At 76.3% G+C, this 15,587-nt stretch carries 2 protein-coding genes; one reads left to right on the top strand and one right to left on the bottom strand.

The annotated features are described in order from the left end of the window. Positions 1-106: 106 nt before the first annotated feature. Positions 107-14,815: an amino acid adenylation domain-containing protein gene (locus ACOBQU_RS37415; protein ID WP_423633678.1), complete on the top strand. Its 14,709-nt coding sequence runs from the start codon at positions 107-109 to the stop codon at positions 14,813-14,815. On the opposite strand, the gene ACOBQU_RS37410 is transcribed toward ACOBQU_RS37415, so the two are convergent. Continuing rightward, the gene (locus tag ACOBQU_RS37410) at positions 14,787-15,521 is read right to left on the bottom strand and encodes an alpha/beta hydrolase (protein WP_423633676.1); all 735 of its coding nucleotides are present in this window, start codon (positions 15,519-15,521) and stop codon (positions 14,787-14,789) included. The two genes, ACOBQU_RS37415 and ACOBQU_RS37410, sit on opposite strands and share 29 nt — an antisense overlap. Between the last annotated feature and the right edge of the window lie 66 nt (positions 15,522-15,587).

Below are 15,587 nucleotides of genomic sequence, written 5' to 3'. Positions count from 1 at the left end.
CACCGAGCCTTCCGCGCGGCCTGACCCGGACGTTATGGTCCGTGGCGTCGCCACCTACCTCAGTGGCCGCAGAGGCCTCACCGGCCACAGTAAGGAGCGTGCCCGCATGGCTGTCCCGACGTACCCGTCCGCCTCCCCGGCCGCCGCAGAGCTGACCGTCGCGGGGCGGTTCGAGCAGTGGGCGGACGCGGCCCCGGACGCGCCCGCCGTGGTCGGCGGGGGCGACGCGCCGCTGACGTACGGGGAGTTGGACGCGGCGGCGAACCGGCTGGCCCGGGTGCTGCGCGCGCGGGGGGTCGGGCAGGAGTCCGTCGTCGCCGTGGCGCTCCCCCGGTCGGCCGCGTACGTGGTGGCGGTCCTGGCCGTCCTCAAGGCCGGGGGGCTCTACCTGCCCCTGGACACCGAACACCCCGCCGAGCGGCTGCGGTTCCTGCTCGACGACGCCGCGCCCGCGCTGCTCGTCACCGACGCCCGCACCACCGGTGACCTGCCCGAGCACGGCACGGCCCGCCTCGTCCTGGACGCGCCCGGCACCGCGGCCGACCTCGCCGCGGCCGCCGCTGACCGGCTGGCGGCGCGGCCGCCGACGCACCCGGACCAGATCGCGTACGTGATGTACACGTCCGGCTCCACGGGGCGGCCCAAGGGCGTCGCCGTCACCCAGCGCGGCGTGGTCGGCCTCGCCGCGGACCCCGCCTTCGCCGTCGGGCACCACGAGCGGCTCCTGATGCACAACACCCTGGCCTTCGACGCCTCCACCTACGACCTGTGGATCCCGCTGCTCGGCGGCGGCACGGTCGTGCTCGCCCCGCCCGGGCGGCTCGACGCGGCCGTGCTCGCCGCGGCGGTCGCCGAGCACGGCGTGACCCAGGTGACCCTGACGGCGGCCCTGTTCGCGCTGATCGCCGACGACGACCCGAGGGCCTTCGCCGGGCTGCGCGAGGTCTGCCCGGCCGGGGAGGCGCCGTCCCCGGCGGCGGTGGCACGCGTCCTCGACGCCTGCCCGGGCCTGACGGTCGTCAACGGGTACGGGCCCACCGAGGCGACCGTGGCCGCCGTGCTGCACCCCGTGACCGCGGCGGACGAGGTCGGTGACGTGGTGCCGATCGGGCAGCCGATGGCCGCCGTGCGGGCGCACGTCCTGGACGCGGCGCTCGCCCCGGTGCCGGACGGCGAGCCCGGCGAGCTGTACCTGGAGGGCCCGGGCCTGGCCCGCGGCTACCCGGGCCGCCACGCCCTGACCGCCGAGCGCTTCGTGGCCTGCCCCTTCGCGGACCGCCCCGGCGCCCGCATGTACCGCACGGGCGACGTGGTGTCCCGCGCGGCGGACGGCTGTCTCACCTTCCGTGGCCGCACCGACGACCAGGTGAAGGTCCGCGGCTTCCGGATCGAGCCCGGCGAGGTCGAGGCCGCCCTCGCCGAGCACCCCGGCGTCGCCCGCGCCGCCGTGGTCCTGCGCCAGGACCGCGCGGGAGAGCGGCACTTGGTGGCGTACGTGGTGCCCGAGGCGGAGGCCGGACCCGCGGCCGATGAGTCCGGCCCGGCCGCCAGGGACGGCGGGCCCGGGGGCGGCGGCGAGCCCGGGCACGGCGGCGAGCCCGAGCGGCGGCTCGTCGAGGAGTGGCGGCAGGTCTACGACCAGGTTCACGGGCACGACCACGTCCCTGCCACGTCCGGCGCGGCCTGGGGCGAGGACTTCACCGGCTGGAACTCCCGCTACACCGGCGCCCCCATCGACCCCGAGGAGATGCGGGAGTGGCGCGACGCCGCCGTCCGGCAGATCGCCGCCTGGCGGCCGCGGCGGATCCTCGACATCGGCGCCGGGTCCGGCCTGCTGGCCTCGCGCCTGCTGCCGGACGTCGAGGAGTACTGGGCGACGGACCTCTCCGCGACGGCCGTCGCCCGTCTCTCCCGCGAGGCCGAGCGGGCCGGGTACGGCGACCGGCTCAGGCCTCGCCACCAGGCGGCCGACGACATGAGCGGCCTGCCGGAGGGGCACTTCGACACGGTGGTCCTCAACTCGGTGGTCCAGTACTTCCCGGGCGCCGCCTACCTGGACCGGGTCCTGGCCCGGGCCTTCGCGCTGCTCGCGCCGGGCGGGCGGATCGTGGTGGGCGACGTGCGCAACGCGGACACGCTGCCGCTGTTCCACGCCGGAGTGCGGCACGCCCAGGCGCCGGACGGGCCGGGCGCCGAGCCGTCGGCGCTGCGGGCGGCGGTGGCGCGCGCCGTCCTGACCGACCCCGAACTCGCCCTGCACCCCGACTGGTTCGCGCGCTGGGCCGAGCGCCACGGGGCCGCCGGGGTGGACGTCCGCCTCAAGGACGGCGCGGCCCACAACGAGCTGACCCGGCACCGCTACGAGGTCGTGCTGCACAAGCCGGGCGTCACGGCCGAGGACGTGAGCGGCGCCCCGGCGGTCGAGTGGGGCCGTGACGTCACGGACCTGGGCGAGCTGGCGGAGCGGGTGCGCGGCGCCGACGGCGGGCGGGTGCTGCGCGTGACCGGCGTCCCCAACGCCCGCGTGGCGGACGAGTTCGCGCTGGCCGCCGGTGCCCGCCTCGTGGACCGGCCCGCGACGGCACCCTCCCCCGCCGCCGCGGACCCCCTCCTACCGGGCCCGCTCATAGCGGACCCGCCCATACCGGCCCCGCCCGCACCCCACGCCCCCGCCCTCGACCCCCACCAGCTCACCGCCTGGGCCGCCGCCCACGGCTGGAGCGCCCTGCTGACCTGGTCCCGCACCGGCGACCGCTTCGACGCGCTGGTCTTCACCGACGCCGCCGTCACGGGCCGCGCCCTCACCGGCACGCATCGGCCGTCGCGACGCCCCGGCGCGGTGCTCGCCACCGACCCGGGCGCCGCCGCCCGGATCGACGCCCTGGTCGGCTCGCTGCGCGGGCACCTCCAGGAGCGGCTGCCCGCCCACCTCGTCCCGGCCGCCGTCCTGGCGGTCGCCGAGCTGCCCCTGACCGTCAACGGCAAGCTGGACCGGCACGCCCTGCCCGCGCCGGACTTCGCCGCGCAGACCACCGACCGCGCCCCGCGCACCCCCCGGGAGGCGCTGCTGTGCGGCCTGTTCGCGGAGGTGCTCGGCCTGGAGCGGGTCGGCGCCGACGACGACTTCTTCGCCCTCGGCGGGCACTCGCTGCTCGCGACGAAGCTGATCAGCCGTCTGCGTGCGGCCGTCGGCGCCGAGGTCGACCTGCGGACGGTGTTCGCGCACCCCACGGCGGCCGCGCTCGCCCCGCACCTGGACGGCTCCGCCCGCGCCCGGGCGCCGCTCACGCGCCGTGCCGGGCGCCCCGAGCGGCTGCCGCTCTCGCCCGCCCAGCGGCGCCTGTGGTTCCTGCACCAGTACGAGGCCTCGCCCACGTACAACATGCCGTTCACCCTGCGCCTGGACGGTGACCTGGACGTGGCCGCGCTGGAGTCGGCCCTCCACGACGTGATCGCCCGGCACGAGACGCTGCGGACGGTGTTCCCGCAGGCCGACGGCGAGCCGTACCAGCGCGTCCTGGGTGTCGACGAGGTCCAGGACGGCCACCGGATCGCGCTGGCGCCGTGCCCGGTGGACGGCGAGGCCGAGCTGGCCGGGCGCCTCACCGCGGCGGCCCGGCACCCCTTCGACCTGGCGGCCGCCCTCCCCCTGCGCGCGCACCTGTTCCGCACCGGCGACGGCGCGCACGTCCTCTCCCTGGTGATCCACCACATAGCCGGGGACGGCTGGTCCCTGGCCCCGCTCGCCCGCGACCTGACCTCCGCGTACCGCGCCCGCGCGGCCCGGCGGGCACCGGAGTGGGAGCCGTTGCCGGTGAGCTACGCGGACTACACGCTGTGGCAGCGGGACCTGCTCGGCGAACCCGACGACCCGGAGAGCCTGTTCCACGAGCAGTACGCCTACTGGGCACGGCAGTTGACCGGTCTCCCCGAGACGACCACCCTGCCCGGGGACCGGCCGCGACCGGCCGCCCTCGACTACAGCGGCGACAGGATCCGGCGCTCGCTCGCGCCCGAGGTGCACCGGGGCGTCGTGGAGTGGGCCCACGCTTCCGGCGCCACGCCGTTCATGGTGCTCCAGGCCACCATGGCCGCGCTGCTGACCCGGCTCGGCGCGGGCGACGACATCGCGATCGGCAGCGGCGTCGCGGGCCGCACCGACGACAACCTCAAGGACCTCGTCGGCCTGTTCGTGAACACCCTCGTCCTGCGCACGGACACCTCCGGCGACCCCACGTTCGCCGAGCTGCTCGCCCAGGTCCGCGAGACCAGCCTCGCCGCCTACACCCACCAGGACGTGCCCTTCGACGCCCTGGTGGAGAAGCTCAACCCGCGGCGCTCCACGTCCCACCACCCGCTGTTCCAGATCGCGCTGGTCCTCCAGAACAACGAGGACGCCGTCTACGAGCTGCCCGGACTGCGCGCCCGCGTCGACGACCGCGGCACCGGAACGGCCCGCTACGACCTGATGCTCAGCCTCACGGAGACCTTCGAGGACCGCACCCGGCCCGCGGGCATCGCCCTGACGGCCGAGTACTCCACGGAGCTGTACGACGCCGCCACGGTCGAGACCCTGCTCGGCCGCTGGGAGCGCCTCCTCGCCGCCGCCGTCGCCGACCCCGCCCAGCGCGTCAGCCGGGCCGACCTGCTCACCGCCGAGGAGCGCGCCGCCCTGACCGTGCCCCCGGCCCATCCCGCCGTCGAGCAGGCCACGTTCCCCGAGCTGTTCGCCGCCCAGGTGCACAGGGCGCCGGACGCCCTCGCCGTGGAGTCCGCCGACGCGGCCTGGTCGTACGCCGAGCTGGACGCCCGGGCCAACCGGATCGCGCACTGGCTGGCCGGGCGGGGCGTCGGGCCCGAGAGCCTGGTGGCCATGGCGATGCCGCGCTGTGCGGAGCAGGTCGCGCTGGCGCTCGGCGTGCTGAAGGCGGGCGCCGCCCAGCTGCCCCTGGACCTGGAGTATCCGGCGGACCGGATCGCGTACATGGTCAAGGACGCCGCTCCGGCAGTGGTCCTGACGACGGCGGACTCCGTCGGCGAACTGCCGCCGGGGCTCGGCGTGGACGTGGTCGCCGTCGACACGGAGGAGGTCCGCGCCGCGTGGTGGCAGGCCCCGCACACCGAACCGGACAGCGCCCTCGACCCGGCGCACCCGGCGTACGTGATCTACACGTCCGGCTCGACGGGCCGCCCCAAGGGTGTGACCGTCACCCACGCCGGGCTCGCCGCGCTGAGCGCCACCCTCCGCGCACGCCTGCGCGTCGGGCCCGACTCGCGCGTCCTCCAGGTGGCCTCGCCCAGCTTCGACGCGGCGTTCTGGGAGCTGGTGCAGGCCCTGACCAGCGGGGCGGCGCTGGTGGTGCCCCGGCGGCGGCGCGTGGTCGGCGACGACCTGCGCCGGGCCCTCGCGGAGCGGGCCATCACCCATGTGACGCTGCCGCCGAGCGTGGTCGCCACCCTCCCCGACGAGGCCGCTGACGCGCTGGACGCGCTACGGGTGCTGACCGTCGCGGGCGAGGCCTGCCCACCGGGCCTGGCCGCGCGGTGGGGGGCGGGGCGGCACCTCGTCAACGCCTACGGCCCGACCGAGACCACCGTGTGCGCCACCCTCAGCGACGCGCTGACGACGGCCGACGCGCCCATCGGCACGCCCGTCGCCGACAGTGTGGTCCGCGTCCTCGACGACCGGCTCGCCCCGGTGCCGCCCGGCGCCGTCGGCGAGGCGTACATCTCGGGCCCCTCCCTGGCCCGCGGCTACCACGACCGGCGGGCACTGACCGCACAGCGGTTCGTCGCCGACCCCTACGGCCCGCCGGGCGCCCGTGTGTACCGCACCGGGGACCTGGTACGCCTGCGCTCCGACGGCCAGTTGGCGTACGTGGGCCGCGCCGACGAGCAGGTCAAGATCCGGGGCCTGCGCGTGGAGCCCGGCGAGGTCGAGGCGGTGCTCGCCGACCACCCGTCCGTGGCGCGGGCGGTCGTCGCGGTCCACGAGACCGACGGCGACCGGCGCCTGGTGGCGTACGTGGTGCCGGACCTGGACGGCACGCGGCAAGTGGCGCGGGCCGAGCAGCAGGTCGACGAGTGGGAGCAGATCTACGACGACGTCTACGGCGCCCCCGCCGAGGGGCGGTGGGGCGAGGACTTCACCGGCTGGAACTCCAGCTACACCGGAGAGCCGATCGACCTGGACGAGATGCGGGACTGGCGCGACGCCGCGGTGCGGCAGATCACCCGCTGGCGGCCGGAGCGCGTCATCGAACTCGGCGCGGGCTCGGGCCTGTTGATGGCGCGCGCCCTGCCCCATGTCCAGGAGTACTGGGCGACGGACCTGTCCTCGCAGGTCATCAAGCGCCTGGCGCGGGACGTCACCGAGGCCGGGTACGCCGACAGGGTCACGCTGCGCCATCAGCACGCGGACGATGTGAGCGGGCTCCCGGTGGGCCACTTCGACATGGTCGTCCTGAACTCGGTGGTCCAGTACTTCCCGCACGCCGCCTATCTGGACCGGGTGCTCGCCCAGGCGTTCACGCTGCTCAGGCCGGGCGGGCGGGTCCTGGTGGGGGACGTGCGCAACGCGGGCTCGCTGCACCTGTTCGCCTCCGGGGTGCACCACGCGCAGCACCCGGCGGACGGGCCGTCGGCGGCGCGGGCCGCGATCGAGCGGGCCATGCTCACCGAGCCCGAACTGGTCCTCGACCCCGAGTGGTTCCACCGCTGGGCCGAGCGCCACGGCGCGGCGGGCGTCGACATCCGCCTGAAGCCCGGCGCGGCGCACAACGAACTCACCCGGCACCGCTACGAGATCGTCCTGCACGCGCCCGGCACCCCCGTCGAGGACGTCAGCGCCGCCCCGGCCGTGGCCTGGGGCGGCCAGGTGGCCGACCTGCGGGACCTGGAGGGCCTGGTGCGCGCCCGGCGGGAGCCGGTGCTGCGCGTGACCGGCATCCCCAACGCCCGCGTCGGCGGCGAGGTCGCCCTGGCCGTCGACGCCCAGCAGATGGCGGCCCCGGCCGGGCACCCGGCGCTCGACCCGCGGGACGTCGCGGACTGGGCGCGGGCACGGGGCTGGGACGCCGTGCTGACCTGGGCGAGCACGGGCCACTGCTTCGACGCGCTGGTCTTCGCCGACGCCGCCGTCACCCCCCGCGCCCTGACGGGTGTGTACGTGCCGTCGGGGCGCGGCGACAAGCGGCTGGCCAGCGACCCGGCCGCGGCGACGCAGATCGGGGTGCTCGTCGGCTCGCTGCGCGGCTACCTCCAGGAGCGGCTGCCCGCGCATTTGGTGCCCGCGTCGGTGGTGGCGATCGCCTCGGTGCCGCTGACCGCCAACGGCAAGCTGGACCGGCGGGCGCTGCCCGCGCCGGACTTCTCCGCGCGGACGGGCGGCCGGGGGCCGCGCACGCTGCGCGAGGAGCTGCTGTGCGATCTGTTCGCCGAGGTCCTGGACGTGGCGCGGGTCGGCATCGACGACGACTTCTTCGCCCTGGGCGGGCACTCGCTGCTCGCGACGAAGCTGATCAGCCGCGTCCGCGCCGCCCTGGGCGCGGAGGTCGAGCTGCGGGTGTTCTTCGCCCACCCCACCGTCGCGGCGCTGGCCCCGCACCTGGACGGCGGTGCCCGGCCCCGGCCCGCGCTGACCCGCGCCGAGCGGCGGCCCGAGCGGCTGCCGCTGTCCTTCGCCCAGCGGCGCCTGTGGTTCCTGCACCAGTACGAGGGCCCGTCGCCGACGTACAACATGGCGTTCGTGCTCCGCCTGGACGGCTCCCTGGACGTCGCCGCGCTCGAGGCGGCGCTGCACGACGTGGTCGCCCGGCACGAGACGCTGCGCACGGTGTTCCGCGAGGGCGACGACGGCAGGCCCCACCAGCACGTCCTCGCGCCGGAGCGGGCCCGGCCGCCGCTGGCGGTGCGCCGGGTGGGCGGCGCGGACGAGCTGGCCCGGGCCGTCGCCGCCAGCGCCCGCCACTCCTTCGACCTGGCGGCCGAGGCGCCCGTACGGGCGAGCCTGTTCCGCACCGGCGAGAGGGCGCACGTCCTGGCTCTGGTGATCCACCACATAGCCGGGGACGGCTGGTCGGCGGCCCCGCTCGCCCGGGACCTGGCCACCGCCTACACGGCCCGCGCGGGCGGCGCCGCCCCGCGGTGGGAGCCGCTGCCGGTGAGCTACGCGGACTACGCGCTGTGGCAGCGGGACCTGCTCGGTGATCCCGACGACCCGGAGAGCCTGTTCCACGAGCAGTACGCCTACTGGGCACGGCAGTTGGCCGGTCTTCCGGAGACGACGACGCTGCCCGGGGACCGGCCGCGACCGGCCGCCCTGGACTACAGCGGTGCCGTCCTGACCGCGTCGTTCGGGCCGGAACTCCACCGGGGCGTGGTCGAGTTGGCGCGGTCCGCGGACGCGACGCCGTTCATGGTGCTCCAGGCCACCATGGCCGCGCTGCTGACCCGGCTGGGCGCGGGCGACGACATCGCGATCGGCAGCGGCGTCGCGGGCCGCACCGACGAGAACCTGAAGGACCTCGTCGGCCTGTTCGTGAACACGCTCGTCCTGCGCACGGACACCTCGGGCGATCCGACGTTCGGCGAGCTGCTCGCGCGGGTCCGGGCGGCGAGCCTGGCCGCCTACACCCACCAGGACGTGCCCTTCGACGCGCTGGTGGAGAGGCTCAACCCGCGGCGCTCCACGTCCCACCACCCGTTCTTCCAGATCGCGCTGGTGCTCCAGAACAACGAGGAGGGCCGCTTCGAGCTGCCCGGCCTGGAGGTGGGCGTCGAGTTCGCGGGCACCGGCACGGCCCGCTACGACCTGCTGTTCAGCCTCAGTGAGACCTTCGACGCGGACCGCTCGCGCCCCGCGGGCATCCAGATCGGCGTGGAGTACTCCACCGAGCTGTACGACGCGGCGACGGTCGAGACGCTGATCGCCCGCTGGGAGCGGCTGCTCACCACGGCCGTCACCCACCCGTCGCACCGCATCAGCTACGCCGACCTGCTCACCGGGCAGGAGCGCGGCGCCCTCCTGGCCGCCGAGCGGGCACCGGCCCCGCCGCGGGTCGAACCGGCCACGTTCCCGGAGCTGTTCGCCGACCGAGTGCGGCGGGCCCCGGACGCGCCAGCCGTGGAGGCCGACGGCGCGGTGTGGTCGTACGCGGAGCTGCGGGCGCGCGCCCACCGGGTCGCGCACTGGCTGATCGGCAGGGGGGTCGGGCCCGAGGACCTGGTGGGCGTGGCGATGCCGCGCTGCGCGGACCAGGTGGCCGTGGCGCTCGGCGTGCTGGCGGCCGGGGCCGCGTATCTGCCGGTCGACCTGGAGTATCCGGCCGACCGGATCGCGTACATGGTGCGGGACGCGGCACCGGCGGCGATCCTCACGACCGAGGACTGTCTGAACGAGCTGCCGGGCGGGCTGCCCGTGGACGTGGTCGCCGTCGACGGCGAGCAGGCGCGGGCCGCCCTGCGGCGGGCCCCGGACCACGATCCGCGCGTCCCGCTGTCGCTCGCCCACCCGGCGTACGTGATCTACACGTCCGGTTCGACGGGCCGCCCCAAGGGCGTGACCGTCACCCACGCGGGGCTCGCCGCGTTCAGCGCCACCAAGCGCGAACGCCTGGCGATCGCTCCCGGCTCGCGGGTCCTGCAGGTGGCCTCGCCCAGCTTCGACGCCGCGTTCGGCGAGCTGGTGCAGGCCTTCACCAGCGGGGCCGCGCTGATCGTGCCGCGGCAGCGGCGCCTGGTGGGCGACGACCTGTACCAGGTGCTCGCCGAGCGGAACGTGTCGCATGTGACGCTGCCGCCGAGCGTCGTGGCGACCCTGCCGGAGGAGGCCGCGCGGACGCTGACGTCGCTGCGGGCGCTGACGGTGGCGGGTGAGGCCTGCCCACCGGGACTGGTCTCCGTCTGGGCGCCGGGGCGGTGCTTCGTCAACGCCTACGGCCCGACCGAGACCACCGTGTGCGCCACGCTCAGCGCCCCGCTGACGTCCGGCCCGGCGCCCATCGGCACGGCCGCCGCCGACGTCCGCCTGCGGGTCCTCGACGAGCGCCTCGCGCCCGTCCCGCCGGGCACTCCGGGCGAGCTGTACGTGGCGGGGCCGTCGCTGGCGCGGGGCTACCGCAACCGGCCGGGGCTGACCGCGGAGCGGTTCGTCGCCGACCCGTACGGCCCGGCGGGCGCCCGCATGTACCGCACCGGGGACCTGGTACGGCGGTGCTCCGACGGCCAGTTGGAGTATCTGGGCCGCGGTGACGACCAGGTCAAGGTGCGCGGCCTGCGCATCGAGCCCGCCGAGATCGAGGCCGCCCTCGCCCGGCACCCGGGGGTGTCCCGCGCGGTCGTCGCGGTGCGGGACAACCGGGGCAGCGCGCAGCTCGTCGGCTATGTGGTGCCGACCGAGGGCGGGGTGCGGGTCACCGAGCTGCGCCGGTTCGCCGCCGCGCGGCTGCCCGAGTTCATGGTGCCCGCCGCGTTCGTGCTGCTCGACGCGCTGCCGCTGACGCCCAACGGCAAGCTCGACAAGGCGGCCCTGCCGGGCCCGGACAGCGCGGACGGCACCGCGTACCGCGCGCCCGCCACGGCGGCGGAGGAGCTGCTCGCCACCGTGGTCGCCGAGGTCCTGGGCCTGGAGCGGGTGGGCGTGGACGACGACTTCTTCGCCGTCGGCGGCGACAGCATCCGCTCCGTGCAGGTCGTGTCGCGGGCCCGCGCGCACGGCGTCACGCTCACGCCCCGCCTCATCTTCGAGCACCGCACGGTCGCCCGCCTCGCCGCGCTCGCGACCGGCCCGGACACCGGCCCGCCCGCACCGGCAGGCACCGAGGGCCGCGAGGGCCCGCTGGTCGTGGTGGACCCGGCGGACGAGGAGTGCTGGCGGCGGGCGTATCCGGGCCTCGTCGACGTGTGGCCGGTGACGGCGGCCCAATCCGGGCTGCTCTTCGAGAGCAGCCTGGCGAACGTCTCCTACGACGCCTACCACGTGCACTTCGTGCTGCGGATCGGCGGCGCCGTCGACGCCGAGCGGATGCGCAAGGCGGCCCAGGCGCTGCTCGACCGGCACGCCGCGCTGCGCACCGCGTTCACCACGGGCGCGGCGGGCGAGCAGGTGCAGCTCGTCGTCGACGGCGTGGCCCTGCCGTGGCGGGTCGTCGACCTCGCTGACCTCCATGACTCCGGCGGCCCCGGTGACCTCAGGGGCCTCGGCGACCCCGGTGACCTCGGTGACCCCGGTGACTTTGACGCCGCCGGGTGGGACGCGGCCGTGGAGCGGCTGATCGCCGAGGACCGCGCGGTGCCGTTCGATCCGGCACGGCCGCCGCTGCTGCGGATGACGCTGGCCCGGATGGGCGCCGACCGCGCCGCGTTGCTGCTGTCCGCCCACCACGTGCTGTTCGACGGCTGGTCCATGCCGCTGCTGGTGACGGACCTGCTGCGGCTGTACGCGGCCGACGGCGACGCCTCGGAGCTGGCGCCGGTGCGCTCCTACCGGGCCTTCCTCGACTGGCTCGCGGGCCAGGACCGGCAGGCGGCGGCGCGCGCCTGGGCGCGGGAGCTGGCGGGACTCACCGGTCCGACGCTCCTGGCCGGGCCCGCCCCCGCCACCGTGGAGCGCGCCGAGCCCGGCCATGTCGAGCTGCGCGTGCCGCCCCGCACGCTCCGCGAACTCCAGGACCGGGCAGCCGAGTTGGGCCTCACCCTGAACACGCTGCTCCAGGGCGCGTGGGGCCTGCTCGTCGGGCATCTGACCGGGCGTCAGGACGTGGTGTTCGGCACCACGGTGTCGGGGCGGCCGCCGCAAGTGCCGGGCGTCGACGAGATGGTGGGCCTGTTCGTCAACGGCCTTCCCGTGCGGGTGCGGTACGCGGCCGACGACACCCTCGCCGATGTCCTCACCGCGCTCCAGGACCGCCAGGCCGTCCTGTTGGACCACCATCACCAGGGCCTCAGCGAGATCCAGCGGGCCGCCGGGCTCGGCACGCTCTTCGACACGATGCTCGTCTTCGAGTCCATCCCGGTCGACCGACCCCGGCTCGCCGCGGCGCTCGCCGCCGCCGGGATCACCGTCACCGGTACGCGGGCGGTCTCCGGAACCCACTATCCGCTGACCATCATCGCGGAGCCGGACCTGCGGATGGACTTCCAGTACCGGCCGGGGGCGTTCGACCGGGCCGCCGTGGAGGCGCTCGCCGCCCGGCTGGCCCGGATCCTGGAGCAGGTCGCCGCCGATCCGCACGCCCCGCTGGCCCGCCTCGACCTGCTCCTCGACGCCGAACGCAGGCCGCTGGAGCGGGTGAACGCCACCGGCGTCGACGTGCCGCCGTGGACCGTCACCCGCCTGGTGGCCGAGCGGGCCGCCCTGTGCCCGGACGCCACCGCCGTGACCGGGGACGGCGCGACGCTGACGTACGCGGAACTGGGCGCGCGCACCACGCGGCTCGCGCGCGAGCTGGTCGCCCGGGGCGCGGGGCCCGAGACCGTGGTGGGCCTGGCGCTGCCCCGCACCACCGACCTCGTCGTGGGCATGCTCGCCGTCCTGGCGGCGGGCGCGGCGTATCTGCCCGTCGACCCGGCCTACCCCAGCGCGCGCCTCGGCCACATCCTGGCCGACGCCCGCCCCGCCCTCGTCCTGTCCAGCACCGCCACCGCCCACGTGCTGCCCGAGGCCCTGGCGGTGCCCGTCCTGTGCGTGGAGGACGTCGACTTCGCGGCCGCCGGGCCCGAGGCGGAGCTGCCGGTGGTACGGCCGGGGAACGCCGCGTACGTGATGTACACGTCCGGCTCCACCGGCACCCCCAAGGGCGTGACCGTCACGCACGGCACGCTGGTCAACGGCGTGCTGCGCCTGGCCGAGGCCACCGGTGTCACCGCGGCGACGCGCACGCTGGCGGCGACGTCGGTCAACTTCGACGTGTCCGCCTTCGAGGTGCTCACCACGCTCGCCGCGGGCGGCACCGTGGAGGTGGTCCGCGACGTCCTGACGGTCGGTGAGCGCGGCGGCTGGAGCGGCGGCCTGATCAGCACCGTGCCGTCGGTCCTGCGGGAACTCCTCGACCAGCTCGGCGACGGCGCGCTCCGCGCGGACTCGGTCGTCCTCGCCGGTGAGGCGCTGCCCGCCGCCCTCGTCCAGCGCGTCCGGCAGGCCGTCCCGGGCGCCCGGGTGGTCAACGCCTACGGCCAGACCGAGTCGTTCTACGCCACCGCGTTCACCGCCGACGAGCACCTCGCGGACACCGCCGCCACGCCCATCGGCTCCCCGCTGGGCAACATGCGCGCCCGGGTCCTCGGGCCCGCGCTCACGGTGCTGCCGCCGGGCGCGGTCGGCGAGCTGTACGTGGCGGGCCGCGTCGCGCGGGGCTACCACGGCCGCCCGGCCCTGACCGCCGAGCGGTTCGTCGCCGACCCGTACGGGCCGCCCGGCGCCCGCATGTACCGCACGGGCGACCTCGCCCGCTGGGGTGCCGACGGGCAGCTGGTGTACGTGGGCCGCGCCGACGACCAGGCGAAGGTCCGCGGCGTACGCGTCGAGCCCGCGGAGATCGAGGCCGTGCTCGTCGAGCACCCGGGCGTCGCCCAGGCCGCCGTCGTGGTCAGCGAGGAGCACGGCGCCCCGCGGCTGCTGGCCTGCCTGGTGCCCGCCGACCCGGCCGCGGGCGGCCCCGGTGACCGGCAGCTGCGCGCCTTCCTCGGCGAGCGCCTGCCGACGTACCTGGTGCCGTCGCTGTTCCTGACGCTGGACCGGCTGCCGCTCGCCCCGAACGGCAAGCTCGACCGGGCCGCCCTGGTGGCGCAGGCGCGGCTCGCCCCGGCCGGTCAGGTCAACCAGACCACGCCGCGCGACCACGTCGAGTGGTCCCTCTACCAGCTGTGGCGGCGGGTGCTGCTCACCGCCGACTTCGGCATCCGGGACAGCTTCTTCGACGTCGGCGGCACCTCCATCTCGGCCATCAAGCTCGCGCACGCCGTCCGCGAGGAACTCGGCGAGGACCTGCCGGTGCGCGACGTGCTGCTGCATCCCACCATCGAGGACCTGGCCGAGCGGCTGCGCCGCGGCACGTCCGGGGCGCCGCCCAGCGACCTGATCGCCTTCCGTCCGGGCGACGGCGGCGCGCGGGTGCTCTGCGTCCACCCGGCGGGCGGCACCGCGTTCTGCTATCTGTCGCTGGCCAAGGAACTGCCCGACTCCGTCGGCGTGTACGGCGTCCAGGCGCCGGGGCTGCACGCGGGCGGCTCGTTCCTGCCGACGGTGGAGGCGATGGCCGAGGCGTACGAGAAGCTGGCCGAGCCGCTGCTCGACGGTTCCCCGCTGGTGGTCGTCGGCCTGTCGTTCGGCGGTCTGGTCGCCCACGAGCTGGGCCGCCGCCTCGCCGCCGCGGGCCACTCCCGCCTCAGCGTGGTGCTGCTGGACGCGCCCGGCTCGGAGGACACCGAGGCGCGCGCGGCCGTCGCGCCGGTCGGCATGGCGGAGTTCCGCGACAAGCTCGTCCGGTTCAACGGCATGTACCCCGGCATCGAGGACGAGCAGATCGAGCGCTACTTCCAGGTCTACAACAACAACCGGGCCGCGATCGCCGCGTACGCGCCGCCGCCGTCCCCGGCCAGGACGGTCTTCGTGCAGGCCATGGAGGAGGAGGTGCCCGAGGCCTACCGCACCGAGGTGCGGGAGTTCTGGGGGCGGCGCGCCGGGGGCGGCTACCGCGTGGAGCCGCTGCCGTGCGACCACTGGGAGATGCTGGAGAGCGACGAGGTGCGGAAGGTGGCCGCGCTCGTCCGCGCCGAACTGGCCGCGGTCACCGAACTCCCGCCGCGCGCGCGATGACCCGTGCCGTCAGCGTCCCCGCGTCCAGGGCGTGGCCGCCCGTCGCGGGGACGCAGCGGCCCGCTTGAGGGTCGTACGTGGTCATGACCGCGCCCGCGTGGTCGGTCGGCGGCTCCGCCAGGGCGACCGACCACCCCCGCGCCCCGAGCGCGGCGGCGAAGGTCCGGGTGTGCTCGACGGCGAGGACGGTGTCGTCCGTGCCGTGGACCAGGGCCACGGGGACCGGCGCGGCCGCGTCGGGGGCGGCGAGGTCGTCCGTGGGGCTCGTCCCGGTCGTGCGCGCGGGGATGTCGTAGCGCGAGGCGATGCCGACGACCGCGGCGGTCCGCCAGCCGTCCACGGCTTCGGGGCGCAGCGCGATGCCCATGGCCGCGGGGGCGCTCGCGGACCAGCCCGCGAGCACGATCCGGTCGGGGTCGCCGCCGTGGGAGGCGGCCTGCCCGCGGGTGAACGTGAGGGAGTCCAGGAGGTGCGCCCGGCCCCGGTCCGGCGCGTCGGAGCGCCAGTCGGGGACGAACACCGGCAGGCCGTGGGCGGCGACCGCCCGTGCGAGCGGGCGCAGGACGTCCCGCTCGTCGGGGCCGCTGCCGTGCCAGAGCAGCACGGTCGGCGCCGACGGTGAGGCCTCCGGCGGCCGGTGGACGTCGATGAGCTTGCCGTGCGGTCCACGGACGACGTGAGACTCCACGCGGGGGTCGTCAGGCATGGCTTTCCCTTCCGGGGTTCTTCGCGGAGCGCGGCGGGCGGCGGGTTCCGCAGGCGTCTGGGCTTG

Source organism: Streptomyces sp. G45 (assembly GCF_049542095.1).
In the GTDB taxonomy this organism is placed as follows: domain Bacteria; phylum Actinomycetota; class Actinomycetes; order Streptomycetales; family Streptomycetaceae; genus Streptomyces.
The sequence above is the reverse complement of the archived record's forward strand: the minus strand, read 5'-3'. Positions and strand labels throughout refer to the sequence as shown.

What these genes read in the sequence shown, in the direction of transcription:
- ACOBQU_RS37410 (WP_423633676.1), bottom strand. Translation starts at nt 15,521, where the DNA reads ATGCCTGACGACCCCCGCGTGGAGTCTCACGTCGTCCGTGGACCGCAC.
- ACOBQU_RS37415 (WP_423633678.1), top strand. Translation starts at nt 107, where the DNA reads ATGGCTGTCCCGACGTACCCGTCCGCCTCCCCGGCCGCCGCAGAGCTG.